Origin of the sequence: Fuerstiella marisgermanici (genome assembly GCF_001983935.1) — a bacterium.
Taxonomy (GTDB): domain Bacteria; phylum Planctomycetota; class Planctomycetia; order Planctomycetales; family Planctomycetaceae; genus Fuerstiella; species Fuerstiella marisgermanici.
The window spans coordinates 7,501,964-7,522,603 of record NZ_CP017641.1 but is presented as its reverse complement, the minus strand read 5'-3'; the positions used below and the strand labels follow the sequence as shown (position 1 = coordinate 7,522,603).

The window sequence follows — 20,640 nt, the reverse complement described above, 5'->3', positions numbered from 1 at the left end:
AGAAAACAGACGACTGGTCGAGGCGGTAGTTCGTGGTGGTCAATCTGGACTGGATCACGGAAGCGTTTGCTTGTGATCTAAGGAACATTTCGGAGCCACGGCTTTCGCAGTTTCCAGCATTTTCGCATCAATTCTACCGCTTGCTTGTTGCCTCGTTCTTCGAATTCGGCCAGCAAATGTTGAGGTAAAGCGCCAGACATCTGGTTCAGCGACAACTCAGCAAAGACGTCTCGCCGATCTGAGGGAACAAGCTCAAACAGCCGACCCGCCCGCTGGGTCAAGAATTCGATATGCGATTGCCGATCAGCCGTCTGCGCAAATGGACCGGTTTGCAAGACCTCGATCGCAAATGAAGTCGCCGCCAGATCATCTTCAGGCAGAAATCCGAGAGACTTCTGCATTTCATTTGAACTTGCAACTCGATCACTATTCCAACGACCAGATCGAATGTTTTCCTGAATGAATTTTGCGAACAGCCGCCCCACCAAATGATGGCCTTCAAAGTTGTAATGAACGTGTTCCAGGAAAAGATTGTACCCCGGGGGATCGGAGTAACCGTCCGCAACCATCGCCGCTGTCAAATCCAGAAAGTGGCAGTGAGGGTGCTCGTCAGCAACTCGTCGCGCGATCTCGTGGAACTCTGATGGAATGCGAAACCGACACGCATCCAGATCGCGAGCTTCAGAAAACGCGGCCCACGCCTGCTGGACATCGCCCAACCCATCGTAGCACTGTCCGCGGCGATAACTGAGCATCGCATGTTCCGACTCAAGGTCGCTCGCCCGTTCCAACGCGTTCAACGCTGCGTGATAGTCACGTTGCTGAATCAATAGGGCTGCGTCCGCCAACAGACTGTCCCATTCGACCTTCCCGTCAATCGATTCGTTTCGCCATTCGGCCAGCAACGGGCTTTGGTCCTTCAGATTGCACGCCACTGTCGTCAGCAGCACCGGCGTGTCTGACTTCCGGCAAGCTTTAATCATTCGGCGAAGGTTGGATTCGTAGTTCGTTCTCGCCTGCAGGTAGACCGGTCCATTCAGCGGAATACTCAGCTGACGTGGCAACACATTTAGCAAATCTTCTCCGGCATTGTCCGGCGGCGGACTTAAAGCGGCAACAATCTGAACTGACCTCCACCGACGAAAGTGGTACGTTTGCCGGATCAGTTCCGGCGAAAGCTGAAAAGCCGTCGAAGCAGGGCCGCCGGGGCCATAAAATTCGTTGTGCCCCGTATGAATCACAACCAGATCTGGCTTCGCGTCGAAGCACTGAGCCACCAGTTCGTTCACGGCAAAACTGTTCATCGCGGTGATGCCGGCGTTTAAGACTTCGACGTCCAGTCCGGGATTTTGGAGTTCCAGTTGCATTTCCAACTGCCGAGGAAATGCGAATTCCGGCGCGTACGGAAAGCCGATGACGGTGGAACCACCGACCACGACAATCCGAAACGTGTTGTCGGGACGGGGCAGTGTGAATGGGCGAGTTTCGGGGCCGCTAAGATCCGTCGTCCCGTAAAACGCGAGGTCCGCCATTCCGTTTATCTGATGCGTAAAGTCGCCCGTCGTGGCGAGCAAATTGTCTTCGATCGGGATCACCAGGTTGACATTTCGGCCAACGTTCAGAGCCCGCAGAACAACTTCCGTCACGGGAAAAAAGCTCAATGCAAGCAGTACCGCAGCAAGTCGAAACATCCATCGCCGCCGCGATTTTGGGGGACATTTAGTCGCCGGAGTGACTGGGTCTTGGGGATTTGATTCAACCATTCAAAACAATTCCCTCACCGTGCCGAAGCGTGACCAGCATCATCATCGACGTTTCCATCGGCTGCAGCGTCATTGTCGTGAACTCGGATCCAGTGATCGTGAAATGAAATGCCGGGCAGCAATTCTATCGCCGGCATGTGGCACTTGATACAGCCGTCTGAGTGTCCGGCCGCGCAATGAGTCTCGGTGGGTTTGCTGTGACACTGTCGACACGAATCCAGCTGCATCGCCAAAGAACGAGATTCCACGGGTGCGTGCGGATCGTGGCACGTGGTGCACTTCATGCGCCCGGCGGATTCCGTAAAGCAACGACTCCGTAACAGACCGACTGGCTGAAATCGAACCAGAGAATTTGGGTACCGTTTCAACCGTTCCGGCGCCAGATCGTCGGGCATTCGGTGGCATTCGCCGCACATCGCAACTTCGTCAGCCCCTGACCATTTGCTGCGGATCGCAGCGGTAGCGGCGGCTGTGTCATCGTCCTCAGCTGCCTGGACATGTTCCTTGCCTGGCCCGTGGCAACGTTCGCAATGAATGCCAGCAGTCAGATTTTCGATTCGACCGCGTACGATATGGCCGGTCGTGACGTGACAACTGACGCAGCGGCGCATGTCCTCGCCGCGAAAGACCCTACCAAAGAAATCGACGGCTCGTTCGGGGACATCAGCGTTTTGACCCGGCGTGATTCCGGATTCTCCACTGGCTCGAAACCATGTCATGCGATGCTCGACGCCGATGGTTTCGGCTCCGTCGGGCAGCAGCGTCAGAAACGTCACAGCGTGCTTTCCAGACCCGACTGCGTACTCCAGCGGAAACAGGCGCCCGTCTCGGCGTTCCTGAATATCGACTAATAACCCTTCATCGTCACACTGATACTCATACGTACCATACTTGCCACCGGATGACATGGTACGCCCGCAAAATTGCTGTGCGATCGGCGATTCGGACGTTGAAGCGAATGTGTTCGCATGCGGCGTGGCAATATGAACGGAATGAATTTCACTATGGCATTCGGCACACGTCATATGCCCAACAAACTGATGGTACGAGGGGGTCGGTTCGCCCGTGTCAGAAGGATCGACCTCAATCGCAACCTGTTGCGCAGGGCCGTTGGGCACAAGAGGCGAGGGTGGTGCGCCGTCGGCTAACCAGAGGGCCACGATGACGATTGCCATTGCAGTCAGGACAATACCTGTGGCCAGAATTTTAGATTGCGTCGTCAAAGAAGCAGCCTGAGGACAATTTCGCGCTGTGGCCTGTCGAGGCCGTAGAATTCGCAGCGATGGCAGGAATAAGCCATCGTACAGATCACCTAGTCCGCCCGCCAGACGACCTTGTCTTCGATCGGACTTCGGCAGCCTTTTGGCCATTCGGTTTTAGGGTAGCCGACGTAAAACAAGCCGAGGACGCAGTCCTTGTTGCTGAGTCCAAGGTGGTCTCGAAGTTGTTCGCTGCAGATGGCTGCGCCGGATGACCAGTAGCCTCCTACTCCAAACGCGGTTGCCGTCAGGTGCAGATTCTGGACGGCACAGGCGACCGCCTGCACTTCTTCGATCTCCGGGATTTTCTCTGATGCCTGGCGTTTCATGGCAATGACGATCAGGTGAGAAGATCGTTCGGCATTGGCGATTAGCTTTTCGGCTTTGGCAGGTTTCCTCAATTCCGGCGTAGTGATTTGCTCATAGATTTTCGCAAGTCGCTTTCCCAACCGCAGCTTTGCCGCGTCGGTATAGACGAAGAATCGCCAGGGTTCGGTCATGCCGTGAGTTGGTGCCCAGTTGGCGTTGCTGAGCATCTGCCAAACGATCTCATCCTGCACTCGCTGATCGGAAAAGTCGGCGGGCTTAATCGACCGGCGATTCTCCATCAGACTGCGTACCGCAATCTTGTTAATCGCCCCTTCGAAGGATTCGTTGTTCGGAGTCATATTTGACAACTATCAGCTCCGGCCATCGCATGTCGCTGTGTCTGCGCAGTCCTCGCAGCGACGAATCAAACCGGATTGGGTGATCTCAAAATTCTTCTGAACGCGCGGACAATGATTGAGGACGTATTTCTGAGGCCCAGGCTGCCAGCACCCTCCCGTCCGTAAAACACAAGTGACGAACACGCTGCTGGCAATGCGTAGCTTAACAATATGCGAAGCGGTTGTGAGTTCCAGAACGAGTTCCCGGCCGATCTGCGTTGGCTTTTTAATCAAACTTTTACGTGATGATTCGCCTACCGCTGACTTACGCCGCTCAAACTCATGCCCAAAAATCGTCGTAGAATCCATTCGCCGACGACGGTCACGGTCACAAACGCGGCCACACCAAGCAACGTTGAAACCACGACTGCCGCGTAGAGTTCGTCGGTTTGGAAGCCGCCGCTCTTGTTTTGGATTAGCACGCCCAACCCCTTCACGTCGTCGCCCACAAAAAATTCTCCGACAATCGCGCCGACGATGGCTGCTCCGCCCGCAATGCGAAGCCCGCTGATGAGGTAGGGCAGGGCGTTGGGAAGACGGAGCTTCCATAGCGTTTGCCAGCGAGTCGCATTGTTGAGCCGAAAGAGTTCCAGCAGATTCGCATCCACCTGCAGCAGCCCCGTCGTCGTGCTGGTGATGACCGGGAAGATGCTGATGATCGTCGAGATAATCACAATCCCGTAGAAGCCTCGCCCGATCGACACCACCACGATGGGAGCAAGCGCGATAATTGGGACCGTCTGAAGCAGGATGGCGTACGGATAGAACGCACTGCGAATGATGCGAGACTGCGAAAACGCGAACGCTCCGAGCACGCCGATCACAAAGCTGCCAAATAAACCCGTCATAGCCGCTTTCGCCGTTTGCCAGCAGGCTTCGGACAGCATGGCCCGGTGTTCGTACAGAGCCCTGGCAACGTCAATTGGCGACGGCACCACGATGATGGAAATATCGCGAGCCCAGACGACAAGCTGCCACAGACTCAGCGAACAGATCAGTACGCAGAGCGGAGCCGCGACGAGCAACGCTGCGGATTTCACGTCAAAGCCGCCTACCTTCATAACGACACCTCGGCCGCCGTACGATCGCCACTTGTCGCGTGCAGAGCTTCCGTCACGGTATTTACAAGCTCGTGAAAAGCTGAGTTTGCGCGAAGCTGCCAGTCTCGATCCGAAGGCAGTGAAACTTCAATATCCGCCTGGATACTTGAAGGCTGGCCGCCAAGCACCACCACCCGGTCACTCATGAAGACGGCTTCCTGAATGTTGTGAGTGACCAAAACCGTCGTCAGCGACCGTTCGTGGTGAATCCGGCGAACGTCTTCTTCCAACTGCATCCGCAGCAGATCGTCCAGCGCCGCAAACGGTTCGTCCATCAACAACAGAGACGGTTGCAGCACAAGCGCTCGGGCAAGAGAGACTCGCATTTGCATGCCGCCGGACAATGCAGAAGATCGTTTGTGCGTATCCTGTTCGCGCAGACCGACAAGCCGGAACAGCGAGGAGAGCCGTTCATCGCTGACCGAAACGCGAGTTCGGCCAAGTTCGGCCGGCAGCAGCACGTTTTGACGGGCAGTCCGCCATGGGACCAGATTTGCACTCTGAAAGACCATGCCAACGTCGCCATGTTGGCGCTGCGAATCGGCATTCGGAGTCGGAGTCGGAAAGAGTGTGCCGTGGCCCGGGTTCAGCAGTCCGGCAATAAGTCTTAACAGGGTCGACTTGCCGCAACCGGACGAACCGAGGATGCTCACGAATTGACCATTCGGAACCGTCAATTGCGGCACGTGAAGCACATCCGGACCGTCAGCGGCAAACCGGAAGCGAAGGTCGGAGATTGATAGTTTGGCAGACGACGGTTTCACAGGCGAAGCTAATGCGGCAGTGAGAATCTAATTTCCACCACCGCATCGTACATGCACCTTCAGGCGAAGTCGCTTCAAACAACTGGTTCCCGCAACGGGAAGTCCGGCTTTTACAGCGTGTCACGCTGGCTTGTGGCTGCGGAACAAGCGTTTCGTACTATGAATGCTGTTTGCCACGAGCCCGAACCGTCCACGACAAACGGTAAACTGCTCTAGAAAAAGCCAGACTCCCTCTCGCCCGGGTCAAGTTCCAGGTGACTTACGTCGCAGGCCGCCGTCATCACGCCGGATCAATTTGGATCCGCGCCTGTGGCAGTGAACGCAGCAACCGTTCGACAGAATCCTTTTGATGCTGATTTTCTGAAAGGCAGCGAAACCCTAACGCTTTGTTATTCCAAACGAATGTGAGCTTGGTGCAGACGCAGTTGTGTTCGACAAGCTGCTGTTTTAGCCATGCAGCCTGAGCTCGACCTTCGACATGAATTTTCCAGGCGAACCCAAGTGGTCGAAGCCAGACTCGAAATGATTCACGAGGCGTCGATCGATGAACAGGATTCAGTTTTTTGATTGTTTTCATAGCCATTCCTTTTCCAGGGCATTGCTGCAACTCCCGCCCGCCGAAGTAGGCAATCGGCGACGTGACTACGGGAGATTGCTACCCTCGAATTGTGCCGACAGCACGCGGAATCAGGCGCTGGCAAATGCGGCGATCCGACCAGTTTGATCAGCCAACTGTCGGTGGTTCGGTTTTGGAAAACTCTGCGGTCTGTGGCGCCGTAGCGCCTAACCGTTCCATCCCCCGCCATAAGTCTGCCCGACACTCGCGATGTCAAACGCACCTATTCGTCTGGGTCGATACTTCGAAATAGCCCCACCGGAAACCGCACCATTCTTAACGGTGACGCTCCGATAAGCTGCGAGACGACAAACCGGGTACCGTGAGCTTCCGGTTCTCGAATACGAATCACCAGCAGAACAGAGGCGAATCGCAGCAGCGCGCTGACCAGGAACAATGTCTGAAACCCGCCAAACGGCTGGCCAGCCAGGACCGCACCGTTGGGGACAGCGGCCAGCAGAGCTCCACACGCGATCGACGTGACGCCGCCCACCAGTCCCGCGACCGCTGTGCCCGACGCGATAAACATCGTGCGGTTGCCGGACGGTGACTGAGTTAACAGAAATCCATTGGTGGCGACTGCAAAGCCCGCATTCAGGATTGAGTCAATAAAGAAGACGGGGACCAGAACCGCAAAGGCCACCGACGGTTCGAGCGGAATCAGAATCAAGGCGATCATGTTCGTCGACTTCAGCGCCGTACACATCACCAGAATCGGCTTGTGTCCGAATCGTGCGGCCAGTCTGCCAAACCGACCTGCACAGGTCGCTCCGCCCACCCAGCAAAACACCCACAGCAGCATAAGCTGCGACAGACTCATGCCGACCTCGGACAACAGAAACAGGCTGATAAACGGAGCTCCCACCATCGCCGCAAAATGCCAGAAGCACATAAAGCGTATGAACGATCGAAAGCCACGATTGCGGAACGGTTCGGCCAGTACGCGAGCGATGCTGGTTGCTGGAATCTTTGTTACTGGAGGTTCGGAAACCCACCAGAACATGGTGATATCAATCACACCGAGAACAGCGGCAATGGTCATCAAGACTGCAAAAGCGGTCACAATATCGTCGGCATAAGCCTTCAGCAAAACCGACGCAAACAACAAACCCGCCGCCCCTGCCCACTGCATCCACACATGGCGCGTTCCCCAAAACTGACTGAGTCCGCGGCGCGGCAGATAGTCACCCATCCACGACATCCACAAGGGCGACGCAAAGTGAATGAGCCCATGATTCGCCACAGCCAGGCCCAGATACAACCACAGCCAAACACGGCCGCTGACGTCCGGAAACAAGAATGGGCCAAGTGCAATGGGCAGCAGCGTGATTCGCTGGACGAACGAAACCGTCATCCAAAGCCCGCGCCGATAGGTCAGGTGATTGGCCACGACGGCGGAGAAGAATTGCAAAAACAGCATCAACGTCGGAATCGCACCGAAGATCCCAACGTGATAACCAGTGCCTCCGTATTGCCGAATCAGTTCGATTCCGGCCGGGCACAACACCAGTTGCGTGTAAACCATGCCCAGACATCCCGCCACAATAATTGGCGCGGCGTGAGGGATGACAAGCGTTTCAGCAGGCGGCGCAGGCTCAGCCTTCAAGGTGGAATCCAATGGATCGTCTGGCGGGTTGGAAGGCATGAATGATTAAGAACCCCTAACAAAACCTGTGTGAGCCGCGACGTTTGTGGTTTCGTTTCAGGCAAGAAGTGAGGAGGAGGCGACAAATGTCGTCGACGACGAACGACGCCGCCTGAGGCGGAAACACAAGCGGCCCGGAGGGTTGCGACGACAGCAGCCGATCTGCGGCGTCAGCGCTCCTCGACGACATCTGTCGCCTCGTCACTTTTCCTTGCATCTCGACAACTGTCGTCACAACGCGGCCACACAGGTCTTGTTAGGGGTTCTAAGAGAGCAGTCAGGTGGGCAACTCGCACCGGACTGTAACAGATTCGACGATGGCGGATATCGCAAGACTGTGCCCGCAATAGCGCGTGACGATCGTCGGCCGAGAATTCGGCGCAGCCACCTGAAAACGTGCTGCGGCAACGAAAACGCAGAGAATCAGCTACCGAAAGCCGCCACAGCCCGCTCACATTTCGACATACAACCTCGTGCTACAGCGAACCTCGCTGACCGGTAGCCGCGGAACAAGCGTTTCGCACGATGAAGGCTGATTTCCACGAGCCCGGACCGTCCACGACAAATGGGAAACTGCTCTAAACCGAAAATTCGTGGCCGTCTTCCTGATAGACCACCTTGTACAGATCCTTGCGCCGGTCGTTCCAGTTCTGCACGCTGCCCGTTTCTTTGTGCCGTCGCAACTGCTCCACATCGACGTCGTGAATAATCAGCGTTTCGATGTTGGCATTGCTTTCGGCCGCGATGGCGTCGCGAGCGAACTCAGCATCAGCAGGCGTAAAAATGGCTGATTGAGCGTAGTGAATATCGCTGTTTTCCACGAATGGAAGGTTGCCCGTACAGCCGGCCACGGCGACGTAGACGTGATTTTCCACGCAGCGAGCCATCGCGCAGTTTCGGACTCGCAAATAGCCGTGCCGCGTGTCGGTGTTGAACGGCACAAAGACAATCTGAGCTCCCTTGGCCGCCGCGATGCGGACCAGTTCCGGAAATTCGATGTCGTAGCAAATCAGAATCGCAACGGTGCCGCAGTCTGTTTCAAACACGTTGACCTTGCGCCCCGGAGTCACGCCCCACCACTTGCGTTCGCTGGGAGTGATGTGAATCTTTTCCTGCTTCTCAAGAGTTCCGTCGCGGCGAAACAGGTACGACACGTTGTACAACGCCTCGTCTTCCATCACGAACTGTGAACCGCCAATGATGTTCACGTGATACTTCACCGCCATTTCGGTGTAGAAGTCCAGATACTGCGGCGTGAATTCCGCCAGCTTACGAGCCGCCTCGCCAGGACGCAGTTCGGGAATGCAGGACAGCAGCTGAGTCGTGTGCAGTTCGGGAAACAGGACGAAGTCGCTCTTGTATTCGCTGGCCGTGTCGATGAAGAATTCGCACTGCTGAGCGAAGTCGCTGAAGTCTTTGATTGTTCGCATCTGATACTGAACGGCCGCGATACGAACCAGTTCCGTGGCACTCAGAAAACGCCGCTTGGCCCCCTTGACGTAGTCAAGATTCCGCCATTCCAAAAACGATGCGTAACCGCGACTGGCCGAATCAGACGGAAAGTAATTTGGGATCAGTCCCTGCAGCGCGAAGCCATTGGAAATCTGAGCCGTCAGAACCGGGTCGTACAGTGTTTTGTCAACAACACCTTCGACGTATTCGCGAGCCGTCATATCATCGGCGTGTTTGCCGTAACCCGGCAGTCGCCCGGCCACGATGATTCTCGCCAGATTCTTTTCGCGGCACAGTTCTTTGCGAGCGTCATATAATCGCCGCGCCAGCTTCATCCCTCGAAATTCCGGATGCACCATAATTTCGATGCCATACAGAGTGTCGCCTTTGGGATTGTGGTTGCGGATGTAGCCTTCGTCCGCCACCTTTTTCCAGTCGTGCCACTCCATGTTGACGTCGTAGTTCAAAATCAGACTGCAACTGGATGCCGCCAGCTTGCCTTCGATTTCGATGACCATTTGACCGTCCGGAAAGTGCTGCAACTGACTTTCAATCTGGTCGCGTTCCCACGGGTGCATGCCGGGAAAACAGGCAAGCTGCATTGCGATCAGTTCATCGAAGTCGTCGATGGACAGCGGTCGCAGAACAGTTTTCCATTCGTGGTCTTTAAGGTCGATGGTTTCCATGTAATTTCTGTGTGGCGTGTTGGTGAATGGAACAGGTTCGGACCGCTAACTGCTTGCAGATCGTCGCACCTGAAAATTAGCGTTAATTCACGTCCGACGAAAACGGCCGCCCGCCAGTCAGGCAGTTCGCCAGGTCGCGATAGACGTTCGCCGTTTCTTCATGCGATGTATTGCCGTGCAACCGTTTCAGGATTCTGGCAGCCAGCGGACCTTCGTCCAGAATCACATCCAGAGCCGTCGCCGTGGCTGCATCCGTTTCCGGCGAAGTGCAGTCTATCAGATGCCGCCACAATTCGCCGACGCTGGCTGACGACTTTCGAAATCCGAAGAGACTCAGATAAGCTGCGTTGTCAATCACCGCGTCGTGCCCCACACGGATGGCGTCGCGCAAAATCCGGAACAGAGGTTCCACTTCGACGGCCTGCTGTTCAGCAAGTCGACTCCAGCGTTCTTCCGTCAAGGCTTTCAGCACCGCCACCGTGGCCTGCAAAATCGCAAGGTCCGCCGCCGGACATTCCTGCACGTCGATCACTCGAATTTCGATCGAACCCCGATCGAACCTCGCAATCGCACCACGCGCGTTCAGGAATTCGTCCTGAAGAATACCGTCCGGATCCAGCGGGGCGATCTGCTGAAACATCGGTTCAAAAATCAGCCGACGATAGTCTGCTTCGGTAAACGCTTGTTCAGGAATCACGTGCCCGGACACCAACGGCACGCGGCGGGCATTGGACCGATAGACGTCGAGTCTGGTATCCAGCATCCCCGATGGCCGCCCGTCCATCAGCGGCGACGACGCCGCAAGGCCAGGCAGTAGCGGCAGCACCAGCCGAACCGCCGCATGCAATCGCCCGAATTCTTCGTCTCCGCAGAACGGCAAATTCAGGTGCACACTTTGCAAATTCGCCCAGCCGTGTCCGGTGCAGTCAAAGATCCGGTCGAAGGCTTCGTAGACCTCGCTGTAACCATGTGGCCAAAGCTGCATTTCTGTGGCTGGATTCATCCACGGATGCATCGCCGACGGAAGCAACGTCGCGTTCTGGCCTTTCAAGTGACCGTTGATTCGGCCGACATGGTCCTGAAACACTTGAGACAACCCAGTCAACGAAGGCGCGGGCAACGCTGTCTTGAGTTCAATGACATGCAAAGCCAGCTCGTTCGACCATGCCAGGTCGCCGAGCGTGATCTCATCCTGAATCGAACCACACTCCGCTTCGATCAGCTTGTCAGCGATCGGACACACGTCCAGCGTCGAACGGTCAGCAATCATGTACTCAATTTCGACGCCGAAGGCTTCGAACAGGTGCAGCGAAGTAATTGACTGAGTTATGTCGCTCATCGGTTTGCAGTTGACTCCCCAAAACGACAGCCCGCGCCCCCCTCCGGCAATTCATTGCAGGCGGGGTCGAACGAGCGCAGCAAGTTCGGGGTAGGGTCGAGTGTGCAGACCGCCATCGGCAGCGCACGAACCCCCTCCCGGACATTGCTCCGCTTGTCCGACCTCCCCCTCGCGCTTCGCTTGGGGGAGGTAGAAGCCGAGTGTTTCACCTGCAATCGATCAGTCATGATTCCGCGCCTTTGCTGCTTCGATGCGACGCACAAAGACGTCCATAATTCGGCTGTACAGTTCGTCCTTTAGCAGAGCATCTTCGGCTCCGGCATCAATGTTGGGGTTGTCGTTGACTTCGATCACATGAAAACCATTCGCCGTTTCCTTCACGTCGACTCCGTACAACCCGTTGCCGATCAGGTTCGCCGCCTTCACGGCGACGTCGACCGCCTTGCGCGGGGCGAGTTCGACCGGAACGGTTTCGGTCTTTCCGTAGCGGCCCGCTCCGGCGCGTTCCTGGCGAATAATCTGCCAGTGACCTCGCGCCATAAAGTAGCGGCAGGCAAACAGCGGCTTATTGTCGAGCACCCCGATACGCCAGTCGAAGTCGGTCGGCAGGAATTCCTGAGCCACAAGCAATTCCGATTCATCAAAGAACTTCGGCAACTGCTCACGCAATTCGTCTTCAGACTTAATCTTCACCACGCCCTGCGAAAACGCGCTGTCCGGCTTTTTGATGACGCACGGAAACCCCAACTCTGCCGCGATGCTGTCCGCGTTTTCGCGATGCAGCAGCACCGTGCGGGGGATCGGGATCTTGTGACGAGTGAGCAGTTCCGCCAGATAAACTTTGTTCGTACACCGCAAAATCGACACCGGATCGTCGATCACAATCATGCCTTCACTGGCCGCTCGGCGAGCGAACCGGTAGGTGTGATGATTGACCGCCGTGGTTTCGCGGATGAACAACGCATCAAATTCCAGCAGCCGCCCGAAGTCGTCCTTCGTGAGTAATTCGGCGTTGATTTCTGCCTTCTCGGCCGCCTTCAGAAACTTCTTCAACGCGGCTTCGTCGGACGGAGCGTTATCTTTTTCGAGCGGATCGTGCAGGATGGCGAGGTCAAATCGCGTGCGTTTCCGAACCTTCACTGAGGTGCTGCGGCCACCGAAATAGCGTTGAGCGGCCTCCGTCACGAATTCCGTGTGGTTCGCTGGCACGTCCGCGCCAGACAAAGCTTTGATCCGCCGGATCTGCCATGTTTCGTCACGTTTGATGAACTCAGCCCGCAACAGCGGCACCGGAAACTGATTGAAAAGATGCAGGCTTAATCGATCATATCGCTGAGCCAGGTTGCGGCCGAAATAGACGCTGAGTGTAAATTCGGACGACTGTAGCGGAGCCAGACTTTTCTGAATCAGTTCATCCAGTTCGTCCGACACCAGCCGGATCATCGACCGAGTCTTCAGGTCCTGAAGTGTTGTCACACCGGGAAGCGGCTTGTGCCCGCGCGCTTCCGCCAGCAACGACACGTAATAGCCTGTACTCTGGTAGCGATAACTGCGGCACAGATTGAAGACTCGCGTGGTTCGGCGAGCGTTGCCGAATTCCGGAGACGTCAGATACGTCCACGCGTCCACCACGTCGACTCCGGAGATGTCGAATGGCCAGTCTCGCGCATCCGACGTCACAATCAATGCTGTCATTAACGCTGTTCCGTTCCCTGGAAGAAATGATGTTGCGGATCACGGGGACGAATGATCAGCAGGTTTGCGTCGTAGGTCATGATCCCCAATAGAATCGAACAGATGGCTCGATCCAGCGGCACTTCGTACTGATGTCCCTGAGAAAGCGGGTTTGGCAAAAAAGGGTCCGACACCTGCACCGTTCGTTCTACCCCATCAAACCCCGACAACACCACAAAGTGGCCGCTGGGTGTGCCACGAAGATCGTCCGGCGTCGAAGTTTCCGCAATCTCACGCGATTCGCTGTACAGGTATGTGGCACTCAGGCCGGTAAGAATGGGGATCGACCGCTTCAGGTATTTGCGGATCAACGTGCCGTTCAGATCCTGCATCCGGATCGATCCGCCACGGTTCAGAAACTCAATGTACGCATCACACGCCGTGATCAGCTTCGGATTCTGGCGGACCGCTTTCTGACCCATCAACCGTTCCGCCAGGTCGACGCGACTGCTGCCAAACCAGCTGGGATCAAACACCTGAAGGTTGAAGGTGTAGATGGTCGCTTCATAGCCGCGCGTCAATGCGTCACAGCCGAGCATCACGGCCAGCGTACCGCCGTCGGTGAACGTGGGAACGTCTTCAATCAAAGACGTCAGCGGCAGATCGTCGCCATAGTAGCGATAGATCGCCTGCAAACAGGTGGGGCCGCACGTGAAGTCGTCCGGCTGCCGAGTCATCTCCAACGGGAGGTTGTGGTGCATCAATGCGGTTCGCATTCTTCGCCGGACCGAAGTGCAACAGACGAGCCGTCGGGAACACCACCGACCGACTTTGGTCCATTGCCTTCGTCAACTGTGCGAAGCATGCAGATATGTACGCGACGCTGGCCGTTCCGGGATAGATCGAAGGGCAAAAATTGTCCCGAGTACGAAAAATTCTCGCGTTCGGCTCAGGGCTGCGACGGGCCCAAAGCCAGCTCACGACAGGCTTCGACCGCTCGCACACCCTGCAGTCGCTGCCAGGCCGGAGTACCGGAACCAGCAGCGGCTGTAAGAATTCAATTACCTGTTCGGGGGTGATAGGCGGCTTCTGTCAACCAGCGTTCGGGCGGAAAATCGCCAAGCTCATTGTCCTCCCAACGCCGTATCACCAACCGCCGGCCACCGGGATTTCATGTCTCACACCGGCCTACACTTGGGTGTCCTTGCGGCACCCCCCAACCCGAGATAAAATACAATCGTCACTGGAATTATCCGGCAGTATGAGTTTTATCCCGGTGAACTGACCCAATGACTAGATTGTTATACCGCGACCATCAAAGCAGCTTACACAATCCATGCAAGAGTTCGGACTACTTCTTGGGGCACTAAGTATTCTCGCGACGTTCCTCGCATGGCTGTTTCCAGACCAACGCCACTCAGTCCTCCGATGGGCTAGGCTTTCAACGCCAAAGACGACGCTCGCGTCGGTACCGGCAGAGCCAGGTAATCGCAATCTTGAGGTCGAGTCCGTCGCCCCACAACCGCCATCATCATTATCATCAGCGCCCACTGCCACGGAACTGCCTTTGTCTTTCACGGCAAAGTCTGGCGCGCTCCACTACTACTGGCACCGATTCATTAGAACCAAGGCAATCGAACAAAAGGCAGGTCACTACCAGACTGCAACGGACAAACTTCGTCGTGGCCAGTTGTTTGCAAAGTCATGCGACACTCACGTTGCAGTTGGCAATGCCGTGCAAGCGTGGGTGGCCGATGCCTTCGACGCAATCGGCACTGCATACAGGGGGATTGCACGCTAAGTCATTTGCCGAACAGGACTTTCGCGAGGTATGTCTCATCCCAGGCAGCATTGAGTCTTTTGTTTTTGATCCCCACCTTGGCTGTGGATTCGTTTTTCAGAAGACTCAACGCCGTGCGGCGAAGGATGCTGAAGTTCATGTCTGCGTGGCCTTTACGGATCCTCGATTGATCTTCCTGGAAAGTGACGTCCAGTTGCCAATGCAAATTGTTCTCGACACCCCAATGGCTCCGCACAGCTTCGGCGAAACGACGGCCGGAGACATAACGGCTTAAAATGTAATAGCGGATGCCGATGCACATTTTGCCGTCGCGGAGAGTGTTGTTGATCGCGATCCCGATCGCCTTCAGGTTCTTCCAGCGATGTGCGTCCGGAAGATCCTCCGGCGCACGACAGATCAGATACTGTCGCAAATCTTCGCGGCCGCCGGTGTTTTCTTTCGTTTCAAATCGTCGCACCGGACAGCGTGCAAAGTCATCTTCCAAATGGTCGGCGAAGAACGCGACAAGACCTGCGTGTAGCGTGGGCTGATTGCCTTTCGCGGCAAGACAATAGTCCGCCTCTGCGTCGACAATCTTCGACGCGATTTCCGTTTGGCAACCCATGGCGTCAATCGTCACTAAAGCACCGGAAACCTCGATCAATTCCAGCAGTTTGGGAATCGCCGTAATCTCATTACTCTTCGCATCGACGACGACTTGCCCGAGACTGATATGATTGGCTGTGGCCCATGCACTGACCATGTGGATGGCCGACTTGCCACTGGCTTTGTCATAGCTGCGACGGAGTGTCTTACCATCGATCGCGATGATTTGTCCGTCACTGATTTTCTGCAGAGAAGTGATCCAATTCAGTAAGCACTTTTCAAATTCTGCAGGACGAATCAGAGCGAGGATGGCGTTGAAACGATCGTGCGACGGAATCCCTGCGGACAGATCGAGATACTTCGCAAACCAATCTCGTTTCGTTCTGCCAAACTTCGCAATCGCGACAAAATCATCCGCGCCACTGATCACAGCACAGACTGCAATGAACAGAATATTTTGAAGCGGATAGACCGGCTCACCGCGCCTTGGATCCGTAACATCAGAGAAATGATCGACAAAACTGGTGGACAAAGGCATGGCAGGAATCCTTTCGCGGCTCAAACATTTCAGCACACATAGCAGCGTGAAACATCACACTGACACTGAAGGTTGCCATCTATACCATCTTATCCAATGTCGCGCAATCCGCCTAGCACTGCATACCCTGGGACTGTGCAACCAAGTGAACGTGAAAAAACGATTGCACGTCTTTACGCCGCAGCATGGCTACAAATGCCGTCAGGGGAGATCATCGATTTCGCGACGCCTGACGTAAGAGATGTGCTTGTTTCTCTTGCGGCAGAGGTTGAAGCCGCAATTCGCCAACGCGGGTTGCAATCGCCATCGTGAAGTGGCGGGCGATCCCGACTCCTTCATCCCAAGTCAAACAAACCTTAGAACAATAACCTTTAACACCACAACGGGTGTCACCAATGTCTCCGGTCTATCCAAGGAGCCTGACCTACGAAGCCTTGATTCCATTGGCCAAAGCCTGACCTATCTATAACTACATTATAACCAAACAAAACTGCAACCTTGCGAACCACGCCGAGTGGTTGTATGGTGACTCCACCTAGGATTGTCGAGTGTGGTATATCCCCGTACCGCCCCTATTTGTGACATGCGTGATGCAGTAGAATGCTCCAAGACACGTGTTTTCCTTTTATTATATTTGTGGATTGGAAAATGATTCGGTTCATCTTTATTGCCATTTTGTTCGCATCGAGTTCGAAAAATCTCGACGCTGGCATTATCCACACCGCTCAGTTCGGTGGGAATACGTATCATTTGCTCGACGCTGACGGCACAAAATGGTGGTTAGACGCAGAGGCCGAGGCTGTCACGCTCGGTGGGCATCTGGCTACCATCAACTCACAGGCGGAAAACGATTTTGTGTTCAACACGTTCTCGGCGGTAGCTGAAAACTACGCAATACAAAACAATCTTCCTGTACGGAACAAAATTTCGTTGTGGATCGGGCTAAGCGATCATGTAGCAGAAGGCGATTTCATTTGGGCAAGTGGTGAGATTTCTCCATATTCTAACTTTGCGCCAGGTGAACCAGCGAGCGGTCATGCGGGCGAAGATTGGGTTGGCATGTTCGCAAACTGGGGTGCTCCATCACTGTGGCACGACATTTTTACTGACCCAGGAGCTGATTTACCGTTCGGTGTTGTTGAAGTAAGTGCATCACCTGTCCCGGAACCGTCTTCAGCTTTTCTTTTGTTTTTCGCTGTGCCCGTGTGCTTGTATCGAAGGATGCGCCGGCGCGGAAGTAGGCGTAGATCAGGCTGTGCACAATGGAACTAAGCTTGTATTTGTTTTGTTTTGCGGGTGTTTGGGGTCGCTTGTTTTTTACGTTTCCTGGCGGCTGAGCTGGTGTTTCGTGGGAACGATCTGCCGGGTCGCCATTCCACTTCGTGTGAGGCGATGGCCTCGAGAGTTTGGGCAGAATGCGATGCCTGATCACCGTGGGCGTGGAGGTGACCAGCAACGGCCATGCGGTTTTCAGTAGCCGTAGGTCAGGCTTTGCCTGACGAACCGAGCCACAAACGCGTCGGGCAAAGCCTGACCTCACATAGCGAACTCAATCACGAATTGCGATCTTTACAGCGTCGTCGACCAATGCAATCCGGCACAACCCACATCGCGCATCACGCCCACCACCGCTACGAAATTGTCCCCGAATCCGACGTTGGATTCTACGTTATTCGTTATGCTGACAGCACCGACAAGTCGACCTACGATTACCTGCAGGACACCCTGGAAATGGCCATGGAATGTGCCCATGAGGAGTTTGCAGTTCCAATTGGAAGCTGGACGCCAGTTCCGAAAAAATGAAGCAAGTAGCGACTGTCTTGAGATTCAAGTGAGTTTTCTGGAAATGACTTACAGTTGTTGCTTTGACGGTTTGGGGTCGCCCCATCCTCCGCCGCCGTCACCTCAACCGCATGATTGTGACGGCTGAGGTGACGGTGACGAAGGATGGGGCTCGATTTCAGGGTTGGCTCCAGAGTTTGTCGTCTCGGATCATGACGTTGAGAATTGTGATGAGTTTTCGCATTGCGGCGACGATAGCACACAGCGGTGCCTTGCCGTTCTCAAGCAGCCGCTCGTAGAAACGTTTGATGGCCGGATTGTGTTTCTTCGCAACGACAACGGGCATGTAGAGCGCTTTGCGAATGTGTGCCCGTCCGCCGCCGGTTGTCCGTTTTCCCCGCAGTGTCCCGCTGTCCCGATTCGTTGGGGCGACTCCGATGAGTTTGGCGATCTGGCCACGATTGAGCATGCCCAGTTCGGGCAACTCGGCGAGGAGGACTCCGACCGTGGCCGGTCCGATGCCCGGGACCGACAACAGGATTCGTTTTCGTCGCGCCAGTTCGGTGTCTTTGTCGATCAGACGAGCCATGCGTTCTTCGATGACATTGATTTGCTTTTCGAGCATGGTCATCGACTTGCGGATGAGTGTCTGAATAGACTTGTCACAAGTGATTTGCAGACGATTTTGCTCGCTGATCCGCATGGCGACGACCTGGCGTCTGCGGGCCGCCAGGTCGCGCAGTTGCTGATGGGCTTTGGGGAGTGGAGTGGTTTGTCGGGGCTGCATCGTTCGCGCGTACCTGGCGATGATTGCGGCATCAATGGCATCGGTCTTTGCCAGCTGGCCGGCGGCTCGGGCGAAATCTCGTATCTGACGCGGGTTCACCACAGCCGTCGCGTGGCAGGCTTTGTGCAGCGCGGCCACGAGCGATCGTTCGTATCCGCCGGTGGCTTCCAGACACACCAGGCTGGCCTGAGCCGTTTCGAGGAATCGCAGCAGTTGTTGGTGTCCGTCGGCATCGTTGCCGAACGTCGTGACCCTTTTCCCCGAGCTGAGTGCGACATCGAGTTTGGCTTTGGCGACATCAATTCCTGCACACAAGTTGTTATGCTGCACGTGTACGATCCCTTCCTTGCTGATACGAGCTGGCGGTGGACGCCGCTCCGGCGACTGTTCGGGCTGAGTACATGATTCCGGAGCGACGATCACGCTACGCCACGGTCTTTTAAACCAAGGGTCCGACGATCTGCCGCTCTGAGGTGGGGAACAGGAACAACCTGTTCCTCACCTGTTCCATCTATCACAGACAATCGCCAAAGATACAAGGGTCCGCTGTGCGGACCAAATGCGAGCAGCCCGCAATTCCCCGCCAGGGCCGGAGTCTTTCGTGAGCTGCCGGCGGGAAGGACGTTATCATTGCCGGCAACGATGAGGAGAGAAGTCGATGGGCGTCCACGAGTAGCCGTAGGTCAGGCTTTGCCTGACGCACCGAGCCACAAACGCGTCAGGCACAGCCTGACCTACCGCAACTGCTGAATCGAATAACGTCAAAAATTTCCGTTTGCAATTCCGTCGGACGTACAAGGAACTTTGCACATAAAGCGCCGCCGGGCAGACGACGCCAGAGAAGCGATGGTACTCAGGCGTCGTATCCTGCCGATCGATTACTACTCAAAGTTGTAGAAATTCACCCACGACCAAAAATAGCTTGCGATGCCTGAGTACCACGTGTCCCGGCCCGTGCCACCGTCGAAATAGTGGCGTCCGACACTATTGCTTGGGAAATACAGATCATCGTTGCCAGCACCGAGGCTGACATAGAGCTGGTCGACAACATCGTTGTAGCTCAGACCGACTGAGTCATCACCCGTTCCGCCAACAACCGAGATGTCGTCTGCGTCACTACTGTAGATGTTGACGTCGTCATCTCCCGATCCCAGATTGACGCGAATGTCGTCCGCGACGTCAATCGCGTCAATAAACACTCTGTCATCACCGGAATCGCCGGTGACGATCAAATCGTTTCCAACAACGCTGTCACGGACTTCGAAACTGTCCCAGTCTTCTCCACCATCCAGCGTCACCGACGCGTCGGCAACCACCTCATTCAACCTAAACCTATCGTCGCCATATTCACCATCAACCAACAGATCACCGACATGGATCTCACGGAAGCCGAGATAGTCGTTTCCGTCGCCACCCTTGGCATTTACATGTCGAGCCACATCCGTAGCCTCAATGTTGAGCGTGTCACGCCCGCTCCCAAGGTTGATGTTCAGGTCATTGTGGTAGGCGTTGTCGAGATTCAAATTTCGTATCGTAACACTGTCATCTCCACCATTCATGTTGACGTTAACATCATCAGTCACGGTCAGCGTTACCGGGCGCATCCCACCGTTGATTCGCGTTCCGTTTTGTCCAGTGACGCGAATACGGTCGATGCCGACTTCTTCGATCAAAATATCGTTCGATGAGTTGTCGCCATTAATGACCAGGTCGCGGCTGTCCGTCGAACTGAGAAGGACCTTAACGTCACCCGTCATTAGTCGACGTTCTTCCAGGGATTGCACACAACCGGACGTCACCACGTGTTTTGCCTGCCGTCGCGACTTCTTGCTTTTTCCAAACATTTTGCATCTCTCCAGATTGAAGGTTCAGGGAATAGTCACCTGAACTCAAAGCGGAGATTCTGAGTTTGTGTTACAGTAAATTCGGGGTCTTTGTTACGCCCCCCAAACCCTCGCCCCGGACGAACCTCAATAGGCACCAGTCAGATCGACTCGTCTTAAATCGACTGATCGTGCAATTTGCGGTTGGCCGCCTGATTAACGACGGCAGCCATCGTCATGGAAAACACAACCAAGACCTGCGATTCAGGCCACTGGAAAGCAGCCTTTTGCGCCCCTGCCTGAACTTGTAATGCTTGAC

At 55.3% G+C, this 20,640-nt stretch carries 16 protein-coding genes; 2 read left to right on the top strand and 14 right to left on the bottom strand.

Annotated features, from left to right (window positions below; translation table 11 throughout):
* Positions 1-77: 77 nt before the first annotated feature.
* From Fuma_RS28285 to Fuma_RS28225, 12 genes are all read right to left on the bottom strand, one after another.
* Positions 78-1,691, bottom strand: coding sequence for an SGNH/GDSL hydrolase family protein (locus Fuma_RS28285; RefSeq protein ID WP_077027072.1), 1,614 nt, complete (start codon positions 1,689-1,691; stop codon positions 78-80).
* Positions 1,692-1,777: 86 nt separating this feature from the next.
* Positions 1,778-2,986 (bottom strand): cytochrome c3 family protein, encoded by a 1,209-nt coding sequence (locus Fuma_RS28280; protein ID WP_158521168.1) that lies wholly within the window; start codon positions 2,984-2,986, stop codon positions 1,778-1,780.
* Positions 2,987-3,075: 89 nt separating this feature from the next.
* Positions 3,076-3,690, bottom strand: coding sequence for a nitroreductase family protein (locus Fuma_RS28275; RefSeq protein WP_077027070.1), 615 nt, complete (start codon positions 3,688-3,690; stop codon positions 3,076-3,078).
* Positions 3,691-3,983: 293 nt separating this feature from the next.
* A complete protein-coding gene (locus Fuma_RS28270; protein WP_077027069.1) occupies positions 3,984-4,790 on the bottom strand; it encodes an ABC transporter permease in 807 nt (268 codons plus the stop codon).
* A complete protein-coding gene (locus Fuma_RS28265; RefSeq protein WP_158521167.1) occupies positions 4,787-5,593 on the bottom strand; it encodes an ABC transporter ATP-binding protein in 807 nt (268 codons plus the stop codon). Before Fuma_RS28265 ends, Fuma_RS28270 begins: the two co-directional genes overlap by 4 nt.
* A 280-nt stretch (positions 5,594-5,873) precedes the next feature.
* Positions 5,874-6,170, bottom strand: a complete 297-nt coding sequence (locus Fuma_RS28260) for a hypothetical protein (protein WP_077027068.1) — start codon at positions 6,168-6,170, stop codon at positions 5,874-5,876.
* Between the two features lie 262 nt (positions 6,171-6,432).
* Positions 6,433-7,854: an MFS transporter gene (locus tag Fuma_RS28255; RefSeq protein ID WP_077027067.1), complete on the bottom strand. Its 1,422-nt coding sequence runs from the start codon at positions 7,852-7,854 to the stop codon at positions 6,433-6,435.
* Between the two features lie 578 nt (positions 7,855-8,432).
* Positions 8,433-9,992 carry a bifunctional GNAT family N-acetyltransferase/carbon-nitrogen hydrolase family protein gene (locus Fuma_RS28250; protein WP_077027066.1) on the bottom strand — a complete coding sequence of 520 codons (1,560 nt, stop codon included), beginning with the start codon at positions 9,990-9,992 and terminating at the stop codon, positions 8,433-8,435.
* Positions 9,993-10,074: 82 nt separating this feature from the next.
* Entirely contained in the window at positions 10,075-11,331 is a 1,257-nt protein-coding gene (locus Fuma_RS28245) for a carboxylate-amine ligase (RefSeq protein WP_077027065.1), read from the bottom strand.
* Between the two features lie 219 nt (positions 11,332-11,550).
* Positions 11,551-13,026: a RimK family protein gene (locus Fuma_RS28240; protein WP_077027064.1), complete on the bottom strand. Its 1,476-nt coding sequence runs from the start codon at positions 13,024-13,026 to the stop codon at positions 11,551-11,553.
* Entirely contained in the window at positions 13,026-13,766 is a 741-nt protein-coding gene (locus Fuma_RS28235) for a cysteine peptidase family C39 domain-containing protein (protein WP_077027063.1), read from the bottom strand. The genes Fuma_RS28240 and Fuma_RS28235 overlap by 1 nt, the downstream gene beginning before the upstream one ends.
* Positions 13,767-14,807: 1,041 nt before the next feature.
* Positions 14,808-15,929 (bottom strand): ISAs1 family transposase, encoded by a 1,122-nt coding sequence (locus tag Fuma_RS28225; RefSeq protein WP_077022466.1) that lies wholly within the window; start codon positions 15,927-15,929, stop codon positions 14,808-14,810.
* A gap of 648 nt (positions 15,930-16,577) precedes the next feature.
* Between Fuma_RS28225 and Fuma_RS28220 the strand changes: the two genes are divergently transcribed.
* Together Fuma_RS28220 and Fuma_RS35005 are read left to right on the top strand one after the other, a co-directional pair.
* Positions 16,578-17,201, top strand: a complete 624-nt coding sequence (locus Fuma_RS28220; RefSeq protein WP_077027061.1) for a lectin-like protein — start codon at positions 16,578-16,580, stop codon at positions 17,199-17,201.
* 189 nt (positions 17,202-17,390) lie between these two features.
* Positions 17,391-17,732, top strand: a complete 342-nt coding sequence (locus Fuma_RS35005) for a hypothetical protein (RefSeq protein WP_145944428.1) — start codon at positions 17,391-17,393, stop codon at positions 17,730-17,732.
* Positions 17,733-17,889: 157 nt separating this feature from the next.
* On the opposite strand, the gene Fuma_RS28210 is transcribed toward Fuma_RS35005, so the two are convergent.
* Both Fuma_RS28210 and Fuma_RS28205 read right to left on the bottom strand, forming a co-directional pair.
* Positions 17,890-18,828, bottom strand: a complete 939-nt coding sequence (locus tag Fuma_RS28210) for an IS110 family RNA-guided transposase (RefSeq protein WP_077028094.1) — start codon at positions 18,826-18,828, stop codon at positions 17,890-17,892.
* 551 nt (positions 18,829-19,379) lie between these two features.
* The gene (locus tag Fuma_RS28205; protein ID WP_077027059.1) at positions 19,380-20,342 is read right to left on the bottom strand and encodes a hypothetical protein; all 963 of its coding nucleotides are present in this window, start codon (positions 20,340-20,342) and stop codon (positions 19,380-19,382) included.
* Positions 20,343-20,640: the final 298 nt, after the last annotated feature.

Excerpts from the sequence above, each read along its gene's own strand:
- Fuma_RS28260 (WP_077027068.1), bottom strand. The coding sequence starts at position 6,170 with ATGAAAACAATCAAAAAACTGAATCCTGTTCATCGATCGACGCCTCGT.
- Fuma_RS35005 (WP_145944428.1), top strand. The coding sequence starts at position 17,391 with ATGCGGTTTTCAGTAGCCGTAGGTCAGGCTTTGCCTGACGAACCGAGC.
- Fuma_RS28275 (WP_077027070.1), bottom strand. The coding sequence starts at position 3,690 with ATGACTCCGAACAACGAATCCTTCGAAGGGGCGATTAACAAGATTGCG.
- Fuma_RS28225 (WP_077022466.1), bottom strand. The coding sequence starts at position 15,929 with ATGCCTTTGTCCACCAGTTTTGTCGATCATTTCTCTGATGTTACGGAT.
- Fuma_RS28205 (WP_077027059.1), bottom strand. The coding sequence starts at position 20,342 with ATGTTTGGAAAAAGCAAGAAGTCGCGACGGCAGGCAAAACACGTGGTG.
- Fuma_RS28270 (WP_077027069.1), bottom strand. The coding sequence starts at position 4,790 with ATGAAGGTAGGCGGCTTTGACGTGAAATCCGCAGCGTTGCTCGTCGCG.
- Fuma_RS28285 (WP_077027072.1), bottom strand. The coding sequence starts at position 1,691 with ATGTTTCGACTTGCTGCGGTACTGCTTGCATTGAGCTTTTTTCCCGTG.
- Fuma_RS28220 (WP_077027061.1), top strand. The coding sequence starts at position 16,578 with ATGATTCGGTTCATCTTTATTGCCATTTTGTTCGCATCGAGTTCGAAA.
- Fuma_RS28255 (WP_077027067.1), bottom strand. The coding sequence starts at position 7,854 with ATGCCTTCCAACCCGCCAGACGATCCATTGGATTCCACCTTGAAGGCT.
- Fuma_RS28245 (WP_077027065.1), bottom strand. The coding sequence starts at position 11,331 with ATGAGCGACATAACTCAGTCAATTACTTCGCTGCACCTGTTCGAAGCC.
- Fuma_RS28250 (WP_077027066.1), bottom strand. The coding sequence starts at position 9,992 with ATGGAAACCATCGACCTTAAAGACCACGAATGGAAAACTGTTCTGCGA.
- Fuma_RS28235 (WP_077027063.1), bottom strand. The coding sequence starts at position 13,766 with ATGCACCACAACCTCCCGTTGGAGATGACTCGGCAGCCGGACGACTTC.
- Fuma_RS28240 (WP_077027064.1), bottom strand. The coding sequence starts at position 13,026 with ATGACAGCATTGATTGTGACGTCGGATGCGCGAGACTGGCCATTCGAC.